The organism is Limnohabitans sp., from assembly GCF_017848645.1.
Taxonomy (GTDB): Bacteria; Pseudomonadota; Gammaproteobacteria; order Burkholderiales; family Burkholderiaceae_C; genus Limnohabitans_A.
In genome coordinates, this window is record NZ_JAFEIF010000069.1 from 35,894 (window position 1) to 57,681 (window position 21,788).

21 protein-coding genes are annotated in these 21,788 nt (G+C 58.8%); 5 read left to right on the forward strand and 16 right to left on the reverse strand.

Annotated elements, in window-relative coordinates; all coding sequences use genetic code 11:
* Window positions 1-17 precede the first annotated feature (17 nt).
* The 5 genes from QZ190_RS14615 to mnmG all read right to left on the reverse strand — a co-directional run bounded on the left by QZ190_RS14615 (window position 18) and on the right by mnmG (window position 4,793).
* Window positions 18-788, reverse strand: coding sequence for an AAA family ATPase (locus QZ190_RS14615; protein WP_291917599.1), 771 nt, complete (start codon window positions 786-788; stop codon window positions 18-20).
* Window positions 789-803: 15 nt separating this feature from the next.
* Window positions 804-1,421 (reverse strand): LysE family transporter, encoded by a 618-nt coding sequence (locus tag QZ190_RS14620; protein WP_291917602.1) that lies wholly within the window; start codon window positions 1,419-1,421, stop codon window positions 804-806.
* A 44-nt stretch (window positions 1,422-1,465) separates the two neighbouring features.
* A complete protein-coding gene (locus QZ190_RS14625) occupies window positions 1,466-2,080 on the reverse strand; it encodes a LysE family transporter (RefSeq protein ID WP_291917604.1) in 615 nt (204 codons plus the stop codon).
* Window positions 2,081-2,166: 86 nt separating this feature from the next.
* Window positions 2,167-2,814: a 16S rRNA (guanine(527)-N(7))-methyltransferase RsmG gene (gene rsmG, locus QZ190_RS14630; protein WP_291917606.1), complete on the reverse strand. Its 648-nt coding sequence runs from the start codon at window positions 2,812-2,814 to the stop codon at window positions 2,167-2,169.
* Window positions 2,811-4,793 carry a tRNA uridine-5-carboxymethylaminomethyl(34) synthesis enzyme MnmG gene (gene mnmG, locus QZ190_RS14635; protein ID WP_291917608.1) on the reverse strand — a complete coding sequence of 661 codons (1,983 nt, stop codon included), beginning with the start codon at window positions 4,791-4,793 and terminating at the stop codon, window positions 2,811-2,813. Before mnmG ends, rsmG begins: the two co-directional genes overlap by 4 nt.
* Window positions 4,794-5,062: 269 nt before the next feature.
* Here mnmG and QZ190_RS14640 point away from each other — a divergent pair, with 269 nt between their 5' ends.
* Window positions 5,063-6,373: a Glu/Leu/Phe/Val dehydrogenase gene (locus tag QZ190_RS14640; protein WP_291917610.1), complete on the forward strand. Its 1,311-nt coding sequence runs from the start codon at window positions 5,063-5,065 to the stop codon at window positions 6,371-6,373.
* Window positions 6,374-6,432: 59 nt separating this feature from the next.
* On the opposite strand, the gene QZ190_RS14645 is transcribed toward QZ190_RS14640, so the two are convergent.
* Window positions 6,433-6,900: an Lrp/AsnC family transcriptional regulator gene (locus QZ190_RS14645; RefSeq protein WP_291917614.1), complete on the reverse strand. Its 468-nt coding sequence runs from the start codon at window positions 6,898-6,900 to the stop codon at window positions 6,433-6,435.
* Between the two features lie 119 nt (window positions 6,901-7,019).
* Between QZ190_RS14645 and QZ190_RS14650 the strand changes: the two genes are divergently transcribed.
* Complete coding sequence (locus tag QZ190_RS14650) at window positions 7,020-10,556, forward strand: indolepyruvate ferredoxin oxidoreductase family protein (protein ID WP_291917617.1); 3,537 nt, start codon at window positions 7,020-7,022, stop codon at window positions 10,554-10,556.
* A 59-nt stretch (window positions 10,557-10,615) separates the two neighbouring features.
* Here the strand turns inward: QZ190_RS14650 and minE are convergent, their stop codons facing one another.
* The 8 genes from minE to QZ190_RS14690 form a co-directional block, all read right to left on the reverse strand.
* The gene (gene minE, locus QZ190_RS14655) at window positions 10,616-10,876 is read right to left on the reverse strand and encodes a cell division topological specificity factor MinE (RefSeq protein WP_291917619.1); all 261 of its coding nucleotides are present in this window, start codon (window positions 10,874-10,876) and stop codon (window positions 10,616-10,618) included.
* Between the two features lie 3 nt (window positions 10,877-10,879).
* Window positions 10,880-11,695 carry a septum site-determining protein MinD gene (gene minD, locus QZ190_RS14660; protein WP_291917622.1) on the reverse strand — a complete coding sequence of 272 codons (816 nt, stop codon included), beginning with the start codon at window positions 11,693-11,695 and terminating at the stop codon, window positions 10,880-10,882.
* A gap of 36 nt (window positions 11,696-11,731) precedes the next feature.
* Complete coding sequence (gene minC, locus QZ190_RS14665) at window positions 11,732-12,496, reverse strand: septum site-determining protein MinC (protein ID WP_291917625.1); 765 nt, start codon at window positions 12,494-12,496, stop codon at window positions 11,732-11,734.
* 286 nt (window positions 12,497-12,782) lie between these two features.
* Window positions 12,783-12,992: a DUF2788 domain-containing protein gene (locus QZ190_RS14670; protein ID WP_291917628.1), complete on the reverse strand. Its 210-nt coding sequence runs from the start codon at window positions 12,990-12,992 to the stop codon at window positions 12,783-12,785.
* Window positions 12,992-13,873, reverse strand: coding sequence for a DUF2189 domain-containing protein (locus tag QZ190_RS14675; protein ID WP_291917630.1), 882 nt, complete (start codon window positions 13,871-13,873; stop codon window positions 12,992-12,994). Before QZ190_RS14675 ends, QZ190_RS14670 begins: the two co-directional genes overlap by 1 nt.
* A 125-nt stretch (window positions 13,874-13,998) precedes the next feature.
* A complete protein-coding gene (locus tag QZ190_RS14680; RefSeq protein WP_291917633.1) occupies window positions 13,999-14,484 on the reverse strand; it encodes a Spy/CpxP family protein refolding chaperone in 486 nt (161 codons plus the stop codon).
* 86 nt (window positions 14,485-14,570) lie between these two features.
* The gene (locus QZ190_RS14685) at window positions 14,571-14,765 is read right to left on the reverse strand and encodes a DUF2892 domain-containing protein (protein WP_108365606.1); all 195 of its coding nucleotides are present in this window, start codon (window positions 14,763-14,765) and stop codon (window positions 14,571-14,573) included.
* Window positions 14,766-14,791: 26 nt separating this feature from the next.
* Complete coding sequence (locus QZ190_RS14690) at window positions 14,792-14,989, reverse strand: heavy-metal-associated domain-containing protein (RefSeq protein WP_291917638.1); 198 nt, start codon at window positions 14,987-14,989, stop codon at window positions 14,792-14,794.
* A 76-nt stretch (window positions 14,990-15,065) separates the two neighbouring features.
* Between QZ190_RS14690 and QZ190_RS14695 the strand changes: the two genes are divergently transcribed.
* Together QZ190_RS14695 and QZ190_RS14700 are read left to right on the forward strand one after the other, a co-directional pair.
* Window positions 15,066-17,273, forward strand: a complete 2,208-nt coding sequence (locus tag QZ190_RS14695) for a cation-translocating P-type ATPase (protein WP_291917639.1) — start codon at window positions 15,066-15,068, stop codon at window positions 17,271-17,273.
* An 82-nt stretch (window positions 17,274-17,355) separates the two neighbouring features.
* Entirely contained in the window at window positions 17,356-17,937 is a 582-nt protein-coding gene (locus QZ190_RS14700) for a hemerythrin domain-containing protein (protein ID WP_291917642.1), read from the forward strand.
* Window positions 17,938-17,953: 16 nt separating this feature from the next.
* On the opposite strand, the gene QZ190_RS14705 is transcribed toward QZ190_RS14700, so the two are convergent.
* Both QZ190_RS14705 and QZ190_RS14710 read right to left on the reverse strand, forming a co-directional pair.
* Window positions 17,954-19,078 carry an alkene reductase gene (locus tag QZ190_RS14705; RefSeq protein ID WP_291917645.1) on the reverse strand — a complete coding sequence of 375 codons (1,125 nt, stop codon included), beginning with the start codon at window positions 19,076-19,078 and terminating at the stop codon, window positions 17,954-17,956.
* A gap of 7 nt (window positions 19,079-19,085) precedes the next feature.
* A complete protein-coding gene (locus tag QZ190_RS14710; RefSeq protein WP_291917649.1) occupies window positions 19,086-19,871 on the reverse strand; it encodes a class II aldolase/adducin family protein in 786 nt (261 codons plus the stop codon).
* A gap of 375 nt (window positions 19,872-20,246) precedes the next feature.
* Here QZ190_RS14710 and QZ190_RS14715 point away from each other — a divergent pair, with 375 nt between their 5' ends.
* Complete coding sequence (locus QZ190_RS14715) at window positions 20,247-21,665, forward strand: hypothetical protein (RefSeq protein ID WP_291917652.1); 1,419 nt, start codon at window positions 20,247-20,249, stop codon at window positions 21,663-21,665.
* Window positions 21,666-21,788: the final 123 nt, after the last annotated feature.

Genomic DNA, 21,788 nt, shown 5'->3' on the forward strand with positions numbered 1-21,788 from the left:
GGCCGTGTTGTTGGGGTTCAAAGCGTCGGGGCCCGTTTGATCATTTCGGCTGCGAAGTCCACATAGGCCTGGCTGCCCTTGGCGTGGGGGTCAAACACCACACCGGGCAAACCATAGCTGGGCGCTTCGGCCAGGCGCACATTGCGCGGGATCACGGTGTCGAACACCTTGTCGCCAAAATGGGCCTTGAGCTGGTCGCTGACCTGCATCTGCAGCGTGATGCGCGGGTCAAACATGACACGCAGCAGGCCAATGATTTTCAGGTCCTTGTTCAGGTTGGCGTGCACCTGTTTGATGGTGTTGACCAGGTCGGTCAGGCCCTCCAGCGCAAAGTACTCGCACTGCATGGGCACGATCACGCCGTGGGCCGAGCACAGGCCGTTCAAAGTCAGCATGGACAAGGACGGCGGGCAATCGATCAGCACAAAATCGTAATCGGCATCCACGGATGCCAGGGCATTTTTGAGGCGCTGGTCGCGGTGCTCCAGCTGCACCAGCTCCACCTCGGCTCCGGCCAGCTCACGGTTGGCGCTCAGCACCTGATAGCCACATTTGTCCGCCAGCACCGCCGCCTCGGCAACCGTTGCCGACTCCAGCAAGACGTCGTACACACTCAATTCGACCTGCCGCTTGTCAATGCCCGAGCCCATGGTGGCATTGCCCTGCGGGTCCAGATCGACCAAGAGCACACGTTGGCCCAGCTTGGCCAAACCTGCAGCCAGGTTCACCGTGGTGGTGGTTTTGCCCACCCCGCCCTTTTGGTTGGCGATGCAGAAAATTTTGGCCATGTCGTGCTCCCGGATTTATTTGGATATGGCCAGCTTGATGCCAAAGCCCACAAGAAAAATGCCGGCCACTTTTTCCAGCACTTGCCCCACCTTGGGGTTGGCCCGCATGCGCTCGGCCAGGTGGTGTGTCAACAAGGTCATGCCCAGCCCATACAAAAAGGTCAAGGCCGCGATGGTGGCGGCCATGATGCCAAAGCTGATCAAGCCCAGATGGGTTTGAGGGTCCACAAACAGCGGGAAAAACGCCATGTAAAAAACGATGGCCTTGGGGTTCAGCAAAGTGATGGCCAAGGCTTGCTGAAAATACTGCCGGGGCCGAATGTTCAACACGGGCGCATCACCAGGTTTGGCGATCAACATCTTCCAGCCCAGCCAGGCCAAGTACACAGCCCCCAGCCATTGGATGGCCACAAATGCCGCCGGGTATGTGGTCAACACCGCGGCCACACCGGCCACCGCCATCCACATCAGGACCTGATCGCCTGCGATCACACCCAAGGTGGCCATGAGTCCGCCCGCCACCCCGCCCTTGCTGGTGGACGTGATGAGGGCCAGGTTGCCAGGGCCGGGAATGGCCAGGAACACCACAATGGCGACCACAAATGCACCGTAATCAGAAATGCCAAAGAACATGTGAAGGGTATCTTTCCGAATAACCGAGACGGTTCAGGGGGGCCTTATTTGGCCACCACCATCCTGAGCCCAAAACCAATCAGGCACACACCAGCCAACTTTTGCAGCCACGATGTCCACTTGGGATGCGCGCGGATGCGTTCGGCCATGCTGTGCGTGACCCACACCACGCCCCAACAATACACAAAACCCAATAGCGCAATCGTCACGGCCATCACCGCAAAAGTCACCCAACCTTGGTGATGGACCGGATCGATGAACTGCGGAAAAAACGCCAGGTAAAACATGATCGCTTTGGGGTTGAGCAAGGTGATCAACAGTGTTTCCCGAAAATAATGGCCTGGCGTGATTTGCAAACCAGGCCCCTCACCCGGTTTGGCCAAGAGCATCTTGCCACCCAACCAAACCAAGTACGCCGCACCCGCCCACTGCAAAGCCATGAACAAGGGTGGATAGGTTTTGAGCAAGGCCGCCACACCCGCCACCGTGAGCCACAGCAAAATCTGGTCGCCCAACAACAGCCCCAGCACCGATGCCAAACCACCGGCCAAGCCGCCTTTGCTGGCCGAACTGATCAAGGCCAAATTGCCCGGGCCGGGCAAGAACAAGAGCAGCACAAAGGCCGCAGCAAAAGCACCGTAATCCGAGATACCAAACATGTGCGCGCTTTCAGGGGAATATCCAAGTGTAAGTGATGCACACTGGATCGGCGGCCCCTTGGTGTTTCACGTGAAACACCCCCGATTCAAACGGTTTCGGGCTTCATCCACACCATGCAGCGCTCGACATCCAGGCCGGGCACCGTCAATGGTTCCACGTGAAACACCCGCACATCGGCAGGTAAAGCGTCGATTTCGCCCTGTGGGTGTTTGCCCTTCATGGCCATCCACACCCCGCCTTCAGCCAGGGCCGAACGGGACCAGGTCACAAAGTCGGGCAAAGAAGCAAAGGCCCGGGAGCAAATCACCTGGTACGGATCGGTCAGGGATTCGACCCGCGCATGCAGGCCGCGCAAGTTGGACAGCTTCAGGCTCACCGCCACTTGCTGCACAAAGGCGGCTTTTTTGGCCACGGTGTCCACGCAGCTCACGTTCAACTCGGGCATGCAAATGGCCAAGACCACCCCCGGCAAACCGCCGCCCGAACCCACATCCAGCACCTTGATGGGCTGGCCTTGGGTGTGCCGGCGCAAAGGGGCAATGGCCGTCAAGCTGTCCAGCAAATGGTGCGTGAGCATGTCCGCCGGGTCACGCAGCGCGGTCAAGTTGTAGACCTTGTTCCATTTCTGGATCAGGGCCGCGTAGTCCAGCAAATGCTGAATTTGCGCATCCGACAAAGCCAAACCCAAAGCTTGCGCACCCGAGCGCAGGCCCGCTTCCAGATTCACGCTCATGCCTGCACGCCCATCTCAACACGATCTTCTGCGGTTTGCATGAAGCCTTTGAACCCACCCTTCTTCAGGTGAATCAAAAGCAAGGACACGCTGGCAGGTGTGATGCCCGAAATGCGCGACGCCTGGCCCAGTGTTTCGGGGCGGTGTTTGGCCAGTTTTTGACGCGCCTCAATGGACAGTGCCGACACCTGCATGTAGTCCAGTGTCTCGGGCAGGCGCAGATGTTCGTAAAACGCAGCCCGCTCCACCTCCCCTTTTTGGCGGTCGATGTAGCCGGAATACTTGGCGGCAATCTCCACCTGCTCGATCACCGACGGGCTCAAGTCGCCCAGCGTTTCACGTGAAACATCGGCACTGGCCATGCGCCCACCGTCCAGCGTCATCAGCGCGGGGTAGCTCACATTCGGTCTTCGCAACAAATCAAACAGGTTGTGCTCGTGCTCAATGGCCTTGCCCAGCACCCGCTCAGACTCGGCCGCTGGCAGGTTGCGCGGATTCACCCAGGTGGATTTCAGGCGCTCTGTTTCACGTGAAACAGCATCGCGTTTGCGACTGAAGGCATCCCAGCGGGCGTCATCCACCAAGCCCATTTGCCGCCCCACTTCGGTCAGGCGCGCATCGGCATTGTCTTCGCGCAGCTGCAAGCGGAACTCCGCCCGGCTGGTGAACATGCGGTAAGGCTCGGTCACGCCCTGGGTCACCAGGTCGTCCACCAGCACACCCAAATAAGCTTGGTCGCGTGCGGGGGTCCAGGCGGCTTCGCCCCGGCATTGCAGCGCGGCATTGATGCCCGCAAACAAACCCTGGGCTGCAGCTTCTTCGTAACCGGTCGTGCCGTTGATCTGCCCCGCAAAGAACAGGCCATTGATCTGGCGCGTCTCGAAGCTGTTCTTCAGGGCGCGGGGGTCAAAGTAGTCGTATTCGATGGCGTAGCCGGGGCGCAGGATGTGGCAGTTTTCCAGGCCCTTCATGGAGCGCACCAGGTCGTACTGGATGTCAAACGGCAAGCTGGTCGAGATGCCGTTGGGGTAGTACTCGTTCGTCGTCAGGCCCTCGGGCTCCAGAAAAATCTGGTGGCTGTCCTTGTCGGCAAAGCGGTTGATCTTGTCTTCCACACTCGGGCAATAACGCGGGCCCACGCCCTCGATCTTGCCGGTGAACATGGGGCTGCGGTCAAAGCCGGAGCGGATGATGTCGTGGGTGCGCTCGTTGGTGTGGGTGATCCAGCACGGCACTTGTTGCGGGTGCATTTCGGCCTTGCCCATGAAGCTGAACACCGGCACGCCAGCTTCGGGGTTCATGCCGCCGGGCACGCCGTCGCCGGGTTGCTCGGTGCATTGGCTGAAGTCGATGGTGCGGCCATCCAGACGCGGCGGTGTGCCGGTCTTCAAGCGGCCTTGCGGCAGCTTCAGTTCCTTGAGCCGCGCCGACAGGCTCACGGCGGGTGGATCACCTGCCCTGCCCGCTGCATAGTTCTGCAAACCCACATGGATCTTGCCGTCGAGGAACGTGCCCGCCGTCAGCACCACGGTGCGCGAACGGAAACGGATGCCCACTTGCGTCACGGCGCCCACCACCCGGTCACCTTCGACCATCAGGTCATCCACCGCTTGCTGAAAGAGCCACAAATTGGGCTGGTTCTCCAGCATGCGGCGAATGGCGGCTTTGTACAAAATGCGGTCGGCCTGGGCGCGGGTGGCGCGCACGGCCGGGCCTTTGGAGCTGTTCAGGATGCGGAACTGGATACCGCCCTCGTCGGTGGCCAGCGCCATGGCACCGCCCAAAACGTCCACCTCTTTGACGAGGTGGCCCTTGCCAATGCCACCAATGGACGGGTTGCAGCTCATCTGCCCCAGCGTCTCGATGTTGTGGCTGAGCAAGAGTGTTTTGCTGCCCATGCGGGCAGCCGCGAGCGCGGCTTCGGTTCCGGCATGGCCGCCGCCGACCACGATCACATCGAATTCTTGAGGGTAAAGCATGAGAAGTCCGCCTTGAATGAAGGCCAAAAATGGGCGCCGCCTGCGCCGTGGGCCGCCCTGCCACGGGGTCGGCTGAAGCTGCTCATTTTACAGGCAGGCCATTTGGCGTGGCGACCAGGCCAGACGCCCGGAAAACACGGGCCACCCAGCGGGGCACTTTATGCATTGCGCGCATGAAGTGACAGCAAAGCAGCCTTGGACGGCAACACGGCCAGAACCTAAGATTCGCCGCACTGACAAGCCGTCAGTTTCAAGAAAGGCGACAACACATGTCCATCTCTGCCGCAAGCGCCAAGGCCACAAGCCCGCATGCTTTGCCCTCTTATCTCAACCCTGATCATCCCGGCCCTTGGGGCATTTACCTGCAGCAAGTTGACCGCGTCACGCCCTACCTGGGCGGCTTGTCGCGCTGGGTCGAAACCCTCAAGCGCCCCAAACGCGCCCTGATCGTGGACGTGCCCATCGAGTTGGACAACGGCACCATGGCCCACTTTGAGGGCTACCGTGTGCAACACAACACCAGCCGAGGCCCGGGCAAAGGCGGTGTGCGCTTTCACCAGGACGTGACGCTGTCCGAGGTCATGGCCTTGTCAGCCTGGATGTCGGTCAAAAACGCCGCCGTCAACCTGCCTTTTGGCGGGGCCAAGGGTGGCATCCGGGTCGACCCCAAAACCCTGTCACGCGGCGAGCTGGAGCGTCTGACCCGCCGCTACACCAGCGAGATCGGCATCATCATCGGCCCCACCAAAGACATCCCCGCGCCTGATGTGAACACCAATGAGCAGATCATGGCCTGGATGATGGACACCTATTCCATGAACGAAGGCGCCACCGCATCGGGCGTGGTAACCGGCAAACCCATTGCCTTGGGCGGTTCTTTGGGCCGCCGCGAAGCCACCGGGCGCGGCGTGTACACCGTGGGCCAAGAGGCCGCGCAACACATCGGGCTGGACATCGGCCACGCCCGGATCGGCGTGCAAGGCTTTGGCAATGTGGGCGGCATCGCGGCCAAGCTGTTTGCCCAGGCCGGGGCCACGGTGGTCGCAGTGCAGGACCACGGCGGCACCGTCTACAAGGCTGCAGGTCTGGACGTGCCTGCCCTGCTGCGCCACGTCAGCGCGCATGGCAGCGTCCAAGGTTTTGAGAATGCCGAGATCCTGCCCGAAGAAGCGTTCTGGGGGGTCGATTGCGACATCCTGATTCCAGCCGCACTGGAGCAGCAAATCACCGCCGCCAATGCCCACCTGATCCAGGCCCGCATGGTGATCGAAGGCGCCAACGGCCCCACCACCCCCGAAGCCGACGACATCCTGCACGAACGCGGCATCCTGGTCGTGCCCGACGTGATCGCCAACGCCGGGGGCGTCACGGTCAGTTACTTTGAATGGGTGCAGGATTTCTCCAGCTTTTTCTGGAGCGAAGACGAAATCAACGCCCGCCTGGTGCGCATCATGCGCGAGGCCTTCGCCGCCATCTGGCAAGTGGCCGACGAACACCGGGTGAGTCTGCGCACCGCCACGTTCATTGTGGCGTGCACGCGCATCTTGCAAGCGCGTGAGCTGCGGGGTTTGTACCCCTGACAAGCGGCGACTGATCACAGACCCGGGCTCGCCCGGGCCGTGCTGAGCACCCCGCTGCCTCAGGTCCTCAAAGGCAAGGCCCCGGCGGCCTTGACCTCGCCCAATGAAAAGCTGGTGTGCAGGTCTTTCACATTGGGCAGGTTGATCAACACATCACGGGCGAACTGGCTGAAGGTATTGAGGTCCTTGCTCACCACCTGCAGCTCAAAGGTGCCGGTGCCGCTGATGTAATGGCAAGACACCACCTCGGGGATTTTGAGGATGGCTTCCTCCAGTTGGCGCGTGATGTCGCCCCGGTTGCGCTCGGCGTCCAGCCGCACAAAGGCCAACACATCCAAGCCCACCTTCTGGCGGTCAATGTCAGCGCGATAGCCTTTGATGACGCCAGACTCTTCGAGCGCCCGCACCCGCCGCCAACACGGCGCGGCCGACAAACCCACCCGCTGCGCCAACTCCGCATTGGTCAGGCGGCCATTGGTTTGCAATTCATTCAATATCGCCCAGTCAAATTTGTCCAGTGTTTCCAAAATAAGCCTCTTTGAGCAAGATTCTTTCAAATCATAGGGCAAATCCTGTCACCGAAAGCAAGCACATGTCTGCAGGAGCGTCCTACACTGTGCCATCCATTTCAGACGCAGGACAGACCATGAACGCCCCCTTGCCCGAATCGATTCGCCAGGCTTTAGAGACGGTGACCTTGGACGACAAATACAGCCTCGATGTCGGCCGCGCTTTCATGAGCGGCGTGCAGGCCCTGGTCAAGCTGCCCATGCTGCAGCGCCAACGCGACGCCTTGCAGGGCAAAAACACAGCAGGCTTCATCAGCGGCTACCGGGGCTCGCCCTTGGGCAGTTACGACCAATCGCTGTGGAAAGCCAAAAACCACCTGAAGGCCCAGCACATCGTGTTCCAGCCCGGCGTCAACGAAGAGCTGGCCGCCACTGCCTTGTGGGGCACACAGCAACTGGGCTTTGCGCCCCCCGGCACCAACAAGTTTGATGGCGTGTTCGGCATCTGGTACGGCAAAGGCCCCGGCGTGGACCGCTGCTCGGACGTGTTCAAACACGCCAACATGGCCGGCACCACACCTTGGGGCGGCGTGCTGGCCGTGGCGGGCGATGACCATGTGGCCAAAAGCTCCACCGCAGCTCACCAGAGTGACCACATCTTCAAGGCTTGCGGCCTGCCCGTGTTTTTTCCGGCCAGCGTGCAAGACATCCTGGACCAAGGCTTGCACGCCTTGGCCTTGAGCCGCTTTGCGGGCATTTGGTCGGGCATGAAGACGATTCAGGAAATCGTCGAGTCCAGTGCCACCGCACACATCGACCCCGAGCGCGTGCAAATCGTGCTGCCCGAATTTGTCATGCCGCCCGGCGGCGTGCACATCCGCTGGCCAGACACGGCGCTGGAACAAGAAGCGCGTTTGTTTGATTACAAGTGGTATGCAGCGCTCGCTTACATCCGCGCCAACAAGCTCAACCACAACGTCATCCAGGGACCGAACGACCGCTTTGGCTTGATCGCCAGCGGCAAGGCCTACAACGACACCCGCCAGGCCTTGCTGGATCTGGGTCTGGACGACGCCACCTGCCAACGCCTGGGCATCCGGGTACACAAGGTGGGTGTGGTCTGGCCCCTCGAAGCGCAAACCACCCGCGAATTCGCCACTGGGCTGCGCGAGATTTTGGTGGTGGAAGAAAAGCGCCAGGTCATCGAGTACCAACTCAAGGAAGAGCTGTACAACTGGCGCGACGATGTCCGCCCGAACATCCTGGGCAAGTTCGACGAAGCCGAAGGCGATGTGTCTGGTGGTGAATGGTCCATCCCCAACCCCAGCCAGCGCACGCTGCTACGGGCCAACGCCGATCTGACACCCGCCTTGATCGCGCGGGCCATTGCCAAACGCTTGAAAAAAATGGGTGTGGATGCCGACACCACCGCCCGCATCGATGCCCACCTGGCCGTGCTGGACGCCAAAGAAAAATCCCTGCAAACCCTGACCCTGGGCGCCGCTGCCGAGCGCACACCCTGGTTTTGCTCCGGCTGCCCGCACAACACCTCCACCAAGGTGCCCGAAGGCTCACGCGCCATGGCGGGCATTGGCTGCCATTTCATGAGCCTCTGGATGGACCGCAGCACCACGGGCTTCACCCAAATGGGTGGCGAAGGCGTGCCTTGGACAGGTCAGCAACCCTTTTGCACCGATCAGCACATTTTTGCCAACATCGGTGACGGCACCTACTTTCACAGCGGCATCCTGGCCGTGCGCCAGAGCGTGGCCTCAGGTGTGAACATCACTTACAAAATTTTGTACAACGATGCCGTCGCCATGACGGGTGGCCAGCCTGTGGGTGAACGGTCTGAGGGCCACAGCGTGGTGCAGATCGCCATGAGCATGAAGGCCGAAGGCGCGCAGCGCATTGTGGTCGTGACCGACGAACCCGAAAAATACGAAGGCGTGGCTTTGGCCGAAGGCGTGCGTGTGTTCCACCGCGACGAGCTCGATCGCATCCAGCGCGAAATGCGAGAGATCAAAGGCACCACTGTCATCATTTACGACCAGACCTGCGCCACCGAAAAACGCCGCCGCCGCAAGCGCGGCACCATGGTCGACCCTGCCGTGCGCGTGATGATCAACGAAGAAGTCTGTGAAGGCTGTGGCGACTGCGGTGTGCAGTCCAACTGCCTGTCGGTGGAACCTTTAGAGACGCCTTTGGGCCGAAAACGCACCATCAACCAAAGCACCTGCAATAAGGACACCAGCTGCCTCAAAGGCTTTTGCCCCAGCTTTGTCACTGTGGAAGGCGGCACGTTCAAAAAGAAAGCCACATCCACAACCACGGCCTTGAACCCGGCCAGCTTGGGTGCCTTGCCAGAACCTGAACTGCCCCTCATCACCCAACCCTGGGGCATGGTGGTGGCGGGCGTGGGCGGCACGGGCGTCATCACCATCGGGCAGCTGCTGGGCATGGCGGCGCACATGGAAGGCAAAGGCATCGTCACGCAAGACTCGGCAGGCCTGGCGCAAAAAGGCGGTGCCACCTGGAGCCACATCCTGGTGGCCAACAGCCAGGACGAGATCCGCACCACCCGCGTGAGCATGGCAGCAGCCGACCTGATCATCGGTTGTGACCCGATCGTGAGCGCTTCCAAAGAAACCACTTTGCGCATGCGCGCTGGCCGCACCCATGTGGCACTGAACAGCAACAGCACACCCACTGCCGCCTTTGTGAAAAACGGCAACTGGCAAAACCCGGCCGAACAATGCGTGGCCGAAATCACCGCACAAGTGGGTGTGGAAGGCGTGGGCGCTTTCGACGCCGATGCCTTGGCCAAGCAACTCATGGGTGACACCATTTACGTCAACCCCATGATCCTGGGCTACGCCTGGCAAAAGGGTTGGGTGCCTTTGCGCCGCGAATCTTTGGTGCGGGCCATCGAGCTCAACGACGTGCAGGTCAAAAACAACCTCGCTGCTTTTGAATGGGGTCGCCACGCCGCGCACCAGCCCGATGCGTTGATGAAAACCATCCAACCCTCACAAGTCATCCAGTTCAAAAAGCGCGAATCCTTGGAAGACCTGATCGCCGACCGCATGACGCGCCTGACCGATTACCAGGACAAGGCTTATGCCGAGCTCTACCAAGGCATCATCGCGCGTGTGCAAGCGGCCGAGGCTCCGCTGGGCAAAACGCTGTTGAGCGACACCGTGGCCCGGCAGCTGTACCGCTTGATGGCCTACAAAGACGAATACGAAGTGGCCCGCCTGCACACCCAAACCGGTTTCATGGAACGCATCCAAAACAGTTTTGAAGGCGACTTCAAAGTCCACTACCACCTGGCCCCACCCCTTTGGTCCAAGCGCAACAGCCAAGGTGAATTGGTCAAACGCAAGTTTGGCCCCATCATGCTGACGGGCTTCAAACTGCTGGCCAAACTCAAAGGCCTGCGCGGCACCAAGCTGGATTACTTTGGCAAAACCGAAGAACGCCAAACCGAACGCGCCTTGATCCGCGAGTACATGCAGCACCTGGACCGTGTCTTGAACACTTTGAATGCAGACACCCACAGCCACGCAGTCAAAGTGGCGCAAGTGCCAGAAAACATCAAGGGCTACGGCCACGTCAAGGAACGCAACATCCGGGTTGCACGCACTTTGTGGGCGTCACTCAGCGCCTCATGAAGGCAAAAAACCCATTGCCTTTATGAGGCAATGGGTCAGCTGGTCAGAGATGGCCGCATTCAGCGGGCATCGGGCAATTCGATTTTGACTTCCAGCACTTCCAGGTTGTCCTGACGCTCCAGATTGACTTTGATGTCATCCGGGTTGATCTTGATGTACTTGCTGATCACGGCAATCAACTCACGCTGCAAATCGGGCAAATAGTCGGGCTCGGCAGCATTGCGGCCACTGCGCTCGTGTGCCAGGATGATTTGCAGGCGCTCTTTGGCCACACTGGCGGTCTGCTTCTTTTCGCCCAAGAGGAAGGAAAGAAAGGACATGGTTTATTTGCCTCCGAACAGGCGTTTGAAGAAACCAGCCTTTTCCGCTTCAATGAAACGCATCGGCTTGTCTTCACCCAAAAAGCGCGCAATCACGTCTTTGTAGGCTTCAGAGACATCGCTGCTGACCATGTGAATGGCGGGCGTGCCTTGGTTGGACGCTTGCAACACGGTTTCGCTTTCAGGAATCACACCCAGCAGTTTGATGCGCAAGATGTCCTGAATGTCTTGCAAGGACAGCATTTGTCCTTCTTCCACGCGGGCGGGGTTGTAGCGCGTGATCAGCAAATGCTCCTTGATGGGCTCCAGGCCCTCAATCGCACGCTTGGTCTTGCTGCCCAACATGCCCAAAATGCGGTCAGAGTCACGCACCGAAGACACCTCAGGGTTGGTCACCACCAAAGCCTCGTCGGCAAAGTGCATGGCCATCAAGGCACCTGTTTCAATGCCCGCGGGCGAGTCACACACGATGTACTCAAAACCCATGCCGCTCAAGTCGTTCAAGACCTTTTCGACACCTTCTTGAGACAAAGCGTCTTTGTCACGGGTCTGGGAAGCGGCCAGCACAAACAGGTTGTCACATTGTTTGTCCTTGATCAGGGCCTGGTTCAGGTTGGCTTCGCCCTGAATCACATTGATCAGGTCATACACCACACGGCGCTCGCAGCCCATGATCAGGTCCAGATTGCGCAGGCCTACATCAAAGTCAATGACAGCGGTCTTGAAGCCCTTGAGGGCCAAGCCTGTGGCGAAACTGGCGCTGGTCGTGGTTTTGCCCACACCGCCTTTGCCAGAGGTCACAACAACGATTTTTGCCATGGATGAACTTTCTTGGACAAAATAAAAAAATGAAAATCAGGTTTTCAAAGGGGTAATCAGCAGTTTGTCCCCGTCTGGGCCTGACTGCAAAGAAACTTGTGCCGGTTTGCCCAAAACGTCTTTGGACAACGGATTTTCACTGGTGCGGTAAACGCCAGCAATGGAAATGAGTTCTGGCTCCATCACCTGGGCAAAAATTTGGGCATCGCCATTGCCCCGGGCACCAGCGATTGCTTTGCCACGCAAAGTGCCATAAATATGGATATGGCCATCGGCAATCACTTCAGCACCTGCATTGACCATGCCCATCACGATCAGATCACGCCCTTTGGCATAAATCTGTTGACCTGAACGCAGCGGCTTGTCAATGCGCATAGCACCAACAGGCGAGGGCGGCGGTGCAATGTGTTCAACCGGGGGAGCTTGGGGTGTTGGTGCCTCTACAAGGGGGACAGAACGCCGAATGCGGGCGTCGGTGGCATCCACCAAGCCTGCCCCCTTGGCGAGGCTCAAAAGCGCCGCAGGCGCCCCTTTGATGGCCAAAGGCACCAGCGCGTGTTCGCGCAAAACAGCCATCAAACCCTTGAGGTCGATGGTTTCGTCGTCCACCAAGCCCAAACCACTGACGTCAATCACCACGGGATCTTGGTCAAAAAAACCAGGGCTTTCAGCCATTTGTTGCTTCAAAGCCCGTGCAACCTCTGCGATGTCGGTGGTTTTGAGCAGCAAAGCCACCAAGGACAAATCGGCGCTTTTGATCTCGTAACAGGGGTTGGAAGGGTCTTCTGAAGCGATCGCCATGTTGCCGTCAGGGGGAAAAAGACGCAAATCTTAACAGCGCACTTGTTTTTTGTTATCTCTCTATGGTTTTATATCTTTAAATAGTCGTAGTAGTAAGGTTCGGCCTGTGTTGTGGACAAGGCGTTTTTTTTCAATTCGGACAAGGACTTGGATGATTTTCAAGCATGTGCGTGACCTTGCTTTTGTGGTGTCACGCCAAAATGAACAACTTTGCGAAACCGGATCAAGCTGTGGATAAGTCATGGGTTGCGCTATTTTTATCCACAGCTTTGTCCCGAGTCGCTTCTCACTTGTCAATCACCCACTGAATGACCCCCTTCGCCACAAAACCCAACATGCCAAAAGCCAGGCCCAGAAAGATGACAAAGGTGCCGAATTTGCCGGCTTTGGACTCCCAGGCCAGCTGCAAGACGATGAACAGCATGTAGAGCATGAAAGCGCTCACACCAATGGTCAGGCCGAACCAGGCGAATTGCTCTTCTGTGAAATTCCACATCACACAGCCTCCTGCCGGGGCATGCGCTCGGGCACATCATGGGTGTCCACCAAATCGCGGTAGGCATGCCAGGACGCGTGGCCCAGCATGGGCACGATCACGATCAGGCCAATGAACAGACTCAAAATGCCCACCATGCTCAAACCCATGATCAAAAATGCCCACAGCACCATGGGCATGGGATGGGTCAGGACCACTTTCCAGCTGGTCAGCACGGCTTGGAGGGTGTTGAGTTGGCGGTCGAGCAGCAAAGGCATGGCCACCACGCTGGAAGCAAAAACCGGCGCGGCCATCAGGCCGCCCAGCGCCAGCCACAGCTCAAACAGGTAACTGTCCGGGCTCAGCACCACATGGCGAATGAAATCCATGGGGGTGTGGACAGGCACCGGGGCCAGCAAAGTGATCAGGGCCGATGACGTCAAAACCCAGCCCGTGCCCGCCAGGCCCAGCAACAAGCCAAAACGCACCAGACACCAGTAACTCACAGGCTCGTTGTTCTGCAGCGTCTGCCATTGCGTCCAGGTCTTGAACAAAAGCCGCAGGTTCACGGCCTCGTTTCTTTCGATGGCGCGGCTCATGGCATACAAACTGGTCGCCAACACCGGAGCAACAACCAGAAAACCCGACACCGCGCTGGCAAGCAACCAAAAACGGTCGTGCGCCAGCCAAGTGATCAGCCCACCACCCATGGCCATGAGCAGGCCATGGGCCAGGCTCAGCCACGGTGAATGGCAAATGTCTTTCAGACCCAAATAAAGCCAATACAGGGGTTGCTTGCCGTCAATGGGCAAAACGCAGGGCAAATTCAAGCGCCCGCGCCTTGTTGACGAGTCGGGCGTTGAGTTGGGGGAATGTTGTGGAGGTGGGGAAGCGTGTGTCATGCAACCAAGCTTATCCACCCGGCGATTTGAGAATTTGACCTGTATCAAATGGCAAAAGGCTGCCAAGCAGCCTTTTGGATTCAAACCAAGCACTCAGAACTTGGTCAGATGGTGATGGTGTGGACTCAGTGGTGGCCGTGACCGCCTTGGTGTTTCATGGCGTGCATGCCAGAGCCTTTCATCATGCGGGCGGTTTCCTGGTCAAACACCTGCTTTTGGTCAGCGCTCAAGGTGGCGTAAAAAGCCTTGGTCGCATCGGCGCGTTGTTGCATGTGCGCGTCGCGTTGGGCTTTCATGGCTTGCATCATGTCCAGGCGTTCGGGCGTGGTCATCTGTTCAAAAGTTGCACGTTCGGGCCGCGCCATGCGGGCAGGGTGCTGCATGGACTGGGTGAAAGTGTTCCACGCGGGTTCTTGAGCCGCTTGCAAGTTCAATTTGGACTTGAGCTCAGTCAAGTGTTGCGTATGCCGCTCAGCTTTGTGCTCGCGCATTTTCTCTATGCGGCCAGCACGGGCGTTGTCGGCAGGCGCTGTGGTGTTTTGGGCCAAGGCCAGACCGGTCAAACCGGCCATCAAGGCCGTGGCTATCAAAGTGGTGCGAATCGATTTCATGGAAACATCCTTTGGTTGATGGGATGTCTGCAGTGTGATTCGCCCATGTATCCGGGCTGTGCCCGGATGCTGCTGATTTGTAAAGATCAGGTGTTTTTATTCTTGCAGGTGTTGATGCCCAGCAAGCTGTAAGGCGGGCACCACCCCACCAAGCCTGTGGCCAAAGGCACCAGGCCCAGCCAGCCCCAAACGCCCACGGTGCCTGTGGCGGCCAGTGCGATCAGGACAAGACCGCCCACGATGCGGATGATGCGTTCGATGTTGCCAATATTTTTGGTCATGTGAAACTCCCTGGTGGTTAAAAAACTCAAGCGCTGACGCGGTAACCTTCATCGGCAATGGCTTGGGCCAAAGCTTCGCGGTTTTTTTCTGAATCCACTTGCACGCTGTTGTGTGTGCGGTCGATCACAACCTTGGCCTGTGCATCCAAAGACAATAAAGCCTTGGTGACTGCTTTTTCGCAGTGGCCACACGTCATGCCTTCAACGGTGAAAATTTGGTTCATGATGCATCCTCTCCAATGAACTGAACACGACCCGTTAGGGTCTGGTCTGAGCATAGACCATCCAGGACTACATGCCATGACGCAGATCAAGATTGAACCCCCCATCACCTACGACATCGGCATCGGCGGCATGACCTGCGCATCATGTGTGGCGCGCGTCGAAAAAGCCCTGAAAAAATTGCCCGGTGTGCTCAGCGCCACGGTCAACCTGGCCACCGAATCGGCCAGCATCGAAGTGGCATCAAGCGATGTGACCGACGCACGCCTGCGCCGTGCGGTGCGCGACGCCGGGTACGAGCCCCGCACACCCGAAGCACAAGCCGATGCAGGCCGTGAATCACCATGGGCAGGCTTCATGCCGGTCGGTGTGGGTCTGCTGCTGACCACGCCATTGGTCCTGCCCATGCTGGCCGAGCTGTGGGGCCAGCACTGGATGCTGCCCGCTTGGGTTCAGTTTGCGCTGGCCACGCCCGTGCAGTTTGTGTTGGGCGCACGCTTTTACAAAGCCGGTTGGCATGCGGTGAAGGCGCTCACGGGCAACATGGATTTGCTGGTGTCCTTGGGCACCACCGCAGGCTGGGCCTTGTCGGTGTGGTTGTGGCTCACGGCGCATGAGGGGCATGCGCCGCACCTGTACTTTGAAGGCTCGGCCGTGGTCATCACTTTGGTGCTGCTCGGCAAATGGCTGGAGACGCGTGCCAAGCGCCAGACCACCGAGGCGATTCGGGCCTTGCATGCCTTGCGCCCGGACAAAGCCCATTGGTTGGGCGACGACGGCGAAGTCGATGTGCCTGTGGACGAAATCCTGGTGGGTGACCAGATTGTGGTGCGGCCCGGCGAGCGTTTTCCACTGGACGGCGAACTGGTCGAAGGCCAAACCCAGGTGGACGAATCCATGCTGACCGGTGAGCCCTTGCCCGTGGCCAAGGTACCGGGTGCGGCCTTGACGGGCGGCTCGATCAATGGCGAAGGGCGAGTGCTCATGCGCGTCACGGCCGTGGGCCACGAAACCGTGCTCTCACACATCATCCGCTTGGTCGAAGACGCACAAGCGGCCAAAGCGCCCATTCAGCGGTTGGTGGACAAAGTGGCCGAAGTGTTTGTGCCCGTGGTGCTGGTGATCGCCCTGCTCACCTTGGGGGCGTGGATGGCAACGGGCGCCGATTTTGAAACCGCCCTGATCCACGCGGTGGCCGTGCTCGTCATTGCCTGCCCTTGCGCCCTGGGCTTGGCCACGCCTGTGGCCATCATGGCGGGTACGGGTGTGGCGGCCAAACACGGCATCTTGATCAAAGACGTGCAGGCGTTGGAATTGGCGCACCGCGTGCAAACCGTGGCCTTTGACAAAACCGGCACGCTCACCGTGGGCCAACCGCGCTTGCTGGCCCATGTGCCCGCGCCCGGGCTCGACGCGCTAACGGCTTTGGCCCTGGCCGCACGCGTGCAAAGCGGCAGTGAACACCCCTTGGCGCGTGCGGTGGTCAGCGCCGCAGAAAAGCAGGGCCTGTCAGGCCCCACCGCGCAAGACCTGCAGGCCGTGCCCGGCAAGGGCGTGTTGGCCAAGGTAGATGGACGGCGGCTGATGCTGGGCAGTTTGCGCTGGCTACAAGAAGAAGGTCTGGACATCGGCATGTGGCAACCAGACATCAACGCCTTGCAGGGACAAGGCGCGAGTCTGTCTGCCTTGGCCGAGCGCACCGATGCAGGTTTGCACGCCCTGCTGCTCATGGGTTTTGGCGACGAACCCAAAGCGGGCGCTGCACAAGCCTTGACCGCGCTGCGCGATCGCGGCCTGAAGTTGGTGATGATTTCGGGCGACAACCAAGCCGCCGCCGAAGCCATGGCCCGCCGCCTGGGCTTACGCCCCGAAGCCGGAGAAGTGCTGGCCAATGTGCTGCCCGGCGACAAGTCGGCGCAGGTCCAAAAACTGCGTGCGGGTGGCCAGGTGGTGGCCATGGTGGGCGACGGGGTAAACGACGCGCCTGCCTTGGCCGCCGCCGATGTGGGCATGGCCATGGGCAACGGCACCGATGTGGCCATGCACGCGGCCGGCATTACCCTCATGCGCGGCGAAGTGGCTTTGGTGGGCGCGGCACTCGACATCTCGGCCCGTACCGTGGCCAAGATCCGGCAAAACCTGTTTTGGGCCTTTGCCTACAACGTGGCCGGCATCCCTTTGGCCGCCTTGGGTTACCTCAACCCCATGATGGCGGGCGCGGCCATGGCGCTCAGCTCGGTCAGTGTCATGGCCAATGCCCTGCTGCTCAAGCGCTGGAAACCCTGAAGGCGCATTTTCTTGACGTGCGTCATGACGGGTCGTGCCACAAAAGCGCAAAGTGAAAGCATTCACTTTTCGGAGAGTTTTCATGCAACGCCACAGTGCCCTTCAGACCATCCGCGACGAGCACGCGAGTTTGGCCGCCATGCTGCAATCCATGCGGCTCATGGTGCAAAAAGGGCCGTCCGACAACCGACGCCAATTCTTTGACGTGCTGCGCGGCATGCTGTTTTACATCGACGAATTCCCGGAGCGCCTGCACCACCCCAAAGAGTCGAACCTGCTGTTTCCCAAAGTCGTGAAGCTCGCCCCCAAAGTCATGGGGGCTGTGGACAAGCTCGAACGCGACCACATGCGCAGCGAAAAAGCCGCCCGCGAACTGCAGCACCTGCTGCTGGCGTGGGAGCTGTTAGGCCCCAGCAGACGCACCGCGTTTGAAGAAGCCGTGGGCCATTACATCGACGCTTACCTGGAGCACATGACCCTGGAAGAAAACGTCATCCTGCCCGAAGCCGAGCGCTGCTTTTCAGACGAAGACTGGCTCTTGCTGAACGAGGCATTTGCTGAAAACGCCGACCCGCTCACGGGCCATTACCCGCCCACAGAGGCCTACGAAAAACTCTTCAGCCTGATCGTTACACGCGCACCCTCACCCATTGGCTTGGGCTGAGGGCCGTGCCAGAGATTCAAGCCTCTGACAAGCGCGGGTAGTCGGTGTACCCCGCATCGCCCCCGCCGTAAAAAGTGGCGCGGTCGGGCGTGTTGAAGGGGCCGCCTTGGCGCAGCCGTGCACCCAGGTCGGGGTTGGCAATGAAGGGGCGACCAAAGGCGATCAGGTCTGCACCGCTGGCCAAAGACTGCGCGGCCAAGGTCAGGTCGTAGCCGTTGTTGAGCATCCACGCGCCCCGCCCGCCCGCTTGGGTGTAGGCCTGGCGCAAAGCGGCGTAGTCAAACGGCAATTCGCCTTGCTGGTGGTCACGGGCCGCGCCCGTAGAGCCTTCAATCACATGCAAGAAGGCCAAATCCAGGGGGGCCAACAAACGCACCACATGCTCAAACAGCGGCTGGGGCTGGTCGTCGCTCACGCCGTTGGCGGGCGTCACGGGCGACAGGCGGATGCCCGTGCGCGGGCCACCAATTTCGGCCACGATGCCTTGCATCACCTCTTGCAAAAAGCGGGCGCGGTTTTCGACCGAGCCGCCATACGCGTCGCTGCGGTGGTTGCTGCTGCTGCGCAAAAACTGGTCGATCAGGTAGCCATTGGCCGCGTGCACTTCCACACCGTCAAACCCGGCGGCAATGGCGTTGGCCGCAGCGCGGCGGTAGTCTTGCACGATGCCCGGCAGCTCGGCCGCGTCGAGCGCACGCGGCGCGGACACGGGCAAAAACTTGGCCTGGCCGTCGACCAGCAGCACGGTCTTGGTTTCGGCCGTGAGGGCCGAGGGTGCCACAGGCGCTGCGCCACCGGGCTGCAAGCTGGTGTGCGACACACGGCCCACATGCCACAGCTGCATCACGATCTTGCCGCCTTCGGCGTGCACCGCATCGGTGACCTGCTTCCAAGAAGCGACTTGTTCGGCACTCCAGATGCCGGGCACATCGGCATAGCCCTGGCCCTGGTGGCTGATGGCCGTGGCCTCGGTGACGATCAGACCTGCCCCCGTGGCCGGGTTGGCGCGTTGGCGGTAATAAGTGGCCATGCGGGCGTTGGCCAGCGAGCCAGGTGCGCGGTTGCGCGTGAGCGGGGCCATCACGATGCGTGAGGCCAAAGCGATGCTGCCGACCTGGCAGGGTTCAAACAAAGAGCGCATGGGGTCCTTAATGGGTGTAATCGGGGCTTTCGCGTTGCAGCTTGCGCAGCAGCGAAGGCCAAACAAACGCGCCGCCCAAGCCACCGGTTTGCACCCGCATGGCGTTGGCCACGCCGTTCAAAATTTGCGGGTCCACAGCCGTCAAGTCTTTGGGGCCGGCTTGCCCCGCCAGCGCATCGACCTGGATGCGGCAGGTGTTCTCAAAGGTGTACATCGACAAGAACGCATCGGCTATGGTTTTGCCCACGGTGAGCAAGCCGTGGTTGCGCAGCATCAGGTAATTGGCCTCGCCCAAATCGGCCTGCAGGCGCAGCTTTTCTTCGTCGCGAATGGCCACGCCCTCGTAGCCATGGTAGGCCAGCGAGGCCAGCACAAAGGTGCTTTGCTGGCTGATGGGCAGCACGCCGTGCGCCTGCGCGCTCACGGCCACCCCGGCGCGGGTGTGGGTGTGCAGCACACAGCCGGCATCCGGCCGCGCCTCGTGCACCGCGCTGTGGATCACAAAGCCCGCCGGGTTGACCGGGAAGGGGCTGTCGTGCAGCTTGTTGCACTGCATGTCCACCTTCACCAGGCTGGACGCGGTGATCTCGTCAAACATCAGGCCGTAGGGGTTGATCAAAAACTGATGGTCTTTGCCCGCCACCGACTCGGGCAGCTTGGCGCTGATGTGGGTGAACACCAGATCGCTCCACCCGTACAGCGCCACCAGCCGGTAACAAGCGGCCAAGTCCAGCCGCAGCTGCCATTCGTCGGGGTGAACGCTGTCTTTTAAGGAAAGAATCTCAAACGCCATGGCTGTGCTCCGCAGGTCTGCAAAAGAGATTTAGCTTAGCGGCAACCGGGGTGGGGGGATGACTTGTTGGTGACTGAGAAGTCTCGCGCCTGGCGCGCAGCACGCTGCAGGTGCTGGAGACTGGCCGGGAATGCATCGAGCGCTATTTCATCAGCTCGCGCATAAATAGGCGCTGGTGCTTACGGGTAAAGCGGTCCTTCTGCAACCTGGAGCGTTTCGGCAGGCTCCTCGACTTCGATGCCATTGAAGTGAATTATTGATTAAATTCTAGTAATTATGGGTTAGATTATGACTTAAAATTATTTGCAGCAAATCGAAGGTTTCTCGACTTTGCAGTGTCCTTTTTAACGTGCAGCAGTAGAAAATCAATTGATGATGACAAACATTTCTTCGCAAATTTTGGGTGACAAATCAGAGCTTTTGGTAAGCGGCGAAAGAGCACGTCTTTTTCCTGTACTCGCTGAAACTTCGAAAGAAGGGCGAACACTCTCCATCTTGCTGGCATGCTTTGAAACTGTTGACAACTTTGGGAAGTCACTACTTTCCGATCTTGGCGTCAAAGTTGGTGCAAAGACTCAAATCCAAACATACACAGAGGTAGTTCTGAAAAAGGGCGGTGACAAATCCGTTCGCCCAGATGGTTTGATTGTTGTGAAGACCGGCGCTACAACCTGGACGGCATTGGTTGAGGCCAAGGTTGGTAATTCGGATTTAAATACCGAACAACTTGAAAATTATCTCGAGATAGCCAAACTCAACGGTATCGATGCACTTATCACTATTTCAAACCAATTTGCACCGCTACCAACACACCACCCAGTTCAGCTCAGTGCAGCGGCACTTAAAAAAGCAAAAGTTGCACATTGGTCTTGGATGTACTTGCTGACGCAGGCTACGCTACAGATGGGTAACGACGAAGTTAAAGACCGTGAACAACGTGTCATTTTGAACGAAATGGTCCGATTTTTGAGTCACCCAAGTGCTGGGGTCAAAGGTTTTGACCAGATGCCTGCAGCATGGACAAACGTGACCGGCACAGTGCAAGCAGGCGGCGCGATCTCCGTAAAATCAGATGAGGCGCAAGAAGTCATCGGTGCGTGGTATCAAGAAACACGGGATCTTTCACTTATTTTAAGTCGCCAACTTGGCGAAGATGTAAACGTTAAGGTTTCCCGTGCGCATGTTCACGATCCAGAACTTCGCATGAAAGACGATCTGCAAACTCTGGCTTCTGACAATTGTCTTCGCGCTGTATTCGATGTACCCAACACTGCTGGCGTTATTGATATTTGTGCAGACTTGCGAAAGCGATCTGTTTTTTCATCCATGCGTGTCGCAGCTCCCACGGACCGTAAGAGTACAAAAGCTAGATTGAACTGGCTCGTAAAGCAACTTCAAAAATCGAAACCTGATGACATCCACATCCGGTTTATTTGGCCAGGGCGCGGTCAGTCAACGCAGCACCCTCTTGCGGTTCTGCGCGATCGCCCAGAAGTTGCCGAAGAAGCTAACAAAGTTGTGTCTTCATTTGAAGTGGTTTTTTTCCGTGATATTGGTGCAAAATTTGCACAAAGAAAAAACTTCATAACAGAACTAGAGCAAACCTTGGCCGACTTTTACGAGCAAGTTGGCCAACATCTCAAAGCATGGCAACCCGCTGCGCCGCGTATCAAAGAAGACAGATCTGAGCCCTCGGATGTAAATACCGAAGCGATTCGGGCCAACGCTGAAGAAGCGGTGCAGGAACGAGACCATCAATCAAACCAAAGTGACTCTGAAGAATCTGCGGTATGAAAAGATGCAATTACTTGCTAGCATTTGCTTTAGTAATGCCACCCTTACTAAGGGTCAAAAATGTCCAATAAATATTGGATAATCTTAAAGTGCTTAACATAAATAATTTAAAAATGGGATTGT

What these genes read in the sequence shown, in the direction of transcription:
- QZ190_RS14615 (WP_291917599.1), bottom strand. Translation starts at nt 788, where the DNA reads ATGGCCAAAATTTTCTGCATCGCCAACCAAAAGGGCGGGGTGGGCAAA.
- QZ190_RS14620 (WP_291917602.1), bottom strand. Translation starts at nt 1,421, where the DNA reads ATGTTCTTTGGCATTTCTGATTACGGTGCATTTGTGGTCGCCATTGTG.
- QZ190_RS14625 (WP_291917604.1), bottom strand. Translation starts at nt 2,080, where the DNA reads ATGTTTGGTATCTCGGATTACGGTGCTTTTGCTGCGGCCTTTGTGCTG.
- rsmG (WP_291917606.1), bottom strand. Translation starts at nt 2,814, where the DNA reads ATGAGCGTGAATCTGGAAGCGGGCCTGCGCTCGGGTGCGCAAGCTTTG.
- mnmG (WP_291917608.1), bottom strand. Translation starts at nt 4,793, where the DNA reads ATGCTTTACCCTCAAGAATTCGATGTGATCGTGGTCGGCGGCGGCCAT.
- QZ190_RS14640 (WP_291917610.1), top strand. Translation starts at nt 5,063, where the DNA reads ATGTCCATCTCTGCCGCAAGCGCCAAGGCCACAAGCCCGCATGCTTTG.
- QZ190_RS14650 (WP_291917617.1), top strand. Translation starts at nt 7,020, where the DNA reads ATGAACGCCCCCTTGCCCGAATCGATTCGCCAGGCTTTAGAGACGGTG.
- minE (WP_291917619.1), bottom strand. Translation starts at nt 10,876, where the DNA reads ATGTCCTTTCTTTCCTTCCTCTTGGGCGAAAAGAAGCAGACCGCCAGT.
- minD (WP_291917622.1), bottom strand. Translation starts at nt 11,695, where the DNA reads ATGGCAAAAATCGTTGTTGTGACCTCTGGCAAAGGCGGTGTGGGCAAA.
- minC (WP_291917625.1), bottom strand. Translation starts at nt 12,496, where the DNA reads ATGGCGATCGCTTCAGAAGACCCTTCCAACCCCTGTTACGAGATCAAA.
- QZ190_RS14670 (WP_291917628.1), bottom strand. Translation starts at nt 12,992, where the DNA reads ATGTGGAATTTCACAGAAGAGCAATTCGCCTGGTTCGGCCTGACCATT.
- QZ190_RS14675 (WP_291917630.1), bottom strand. Translation starts at nt 13,873, where the DNA reads ATGACACACGCTTCCCCACCTCCACAACATTCCCCCAACTCAACGCCC.
- QZ190_RS14680 (WP_291917633.1), bottom strand. Translation starts at nt 14,484, where the DNA reads ATGAAATCGATTCGCACCACTTTGATAGCCACGGCCTTGATGGCCGGT.
- QZ190_RS14685 (WP_108365606.1), bottom strand. Translation starts at nt 14,765, where the DNA reads ATGACCAAAAATATTGGCAACATCGAACGCATCATCCGCATCGTGGGC.
- QZ190_RS14690 (WP_291917638.1), bottom strand. Translation starts at nt 14,989, where the DNA reads ATGAACCAAATTTTCACCGTTGAAGGCATGACGTGTGGCCACTGCGAA.
- QZ190_RS14695 (WP_291917639.1), top strand. Translation starts at nt 15,066, where the DNA reads ATGACGCAGATCAAGATTGAACCCCCCATCACCTACGACATCGGCATC.
- QZ190_RS14700 (WP_291917642.1), top strand. Translation starts at nt 17,356, where the DNA reads ATGCAACGCCACAGTGCCCTTCAGACCATCCGCGACGAGCACGCGAGT.
- QZ190_RS14705 (WP_291917645.1), bottom strand. Translation starts at nt 19,078, where the DNA reads ATGCGCTCTTTGTTTGAACCCTGCCAGGTCGGCAGCATCGCTTTGGCC.
- QZ190_RS14710 (WP_291917649.1), bottom strand. Translation starts at nt 19,871, where the DNA reads ATGGCGTTTGAGATTCTTTCCTTAAAAGACAGCGTTCACCCCGACGAA.
- QZ190_RS14715 (WP_291917652.1), top strand. Translation starts at nt 20,247, where the DNA reads ATGACAAACATTTCTTCGCAAATTTTGGGTGACAAATCAGAGCTTTTG.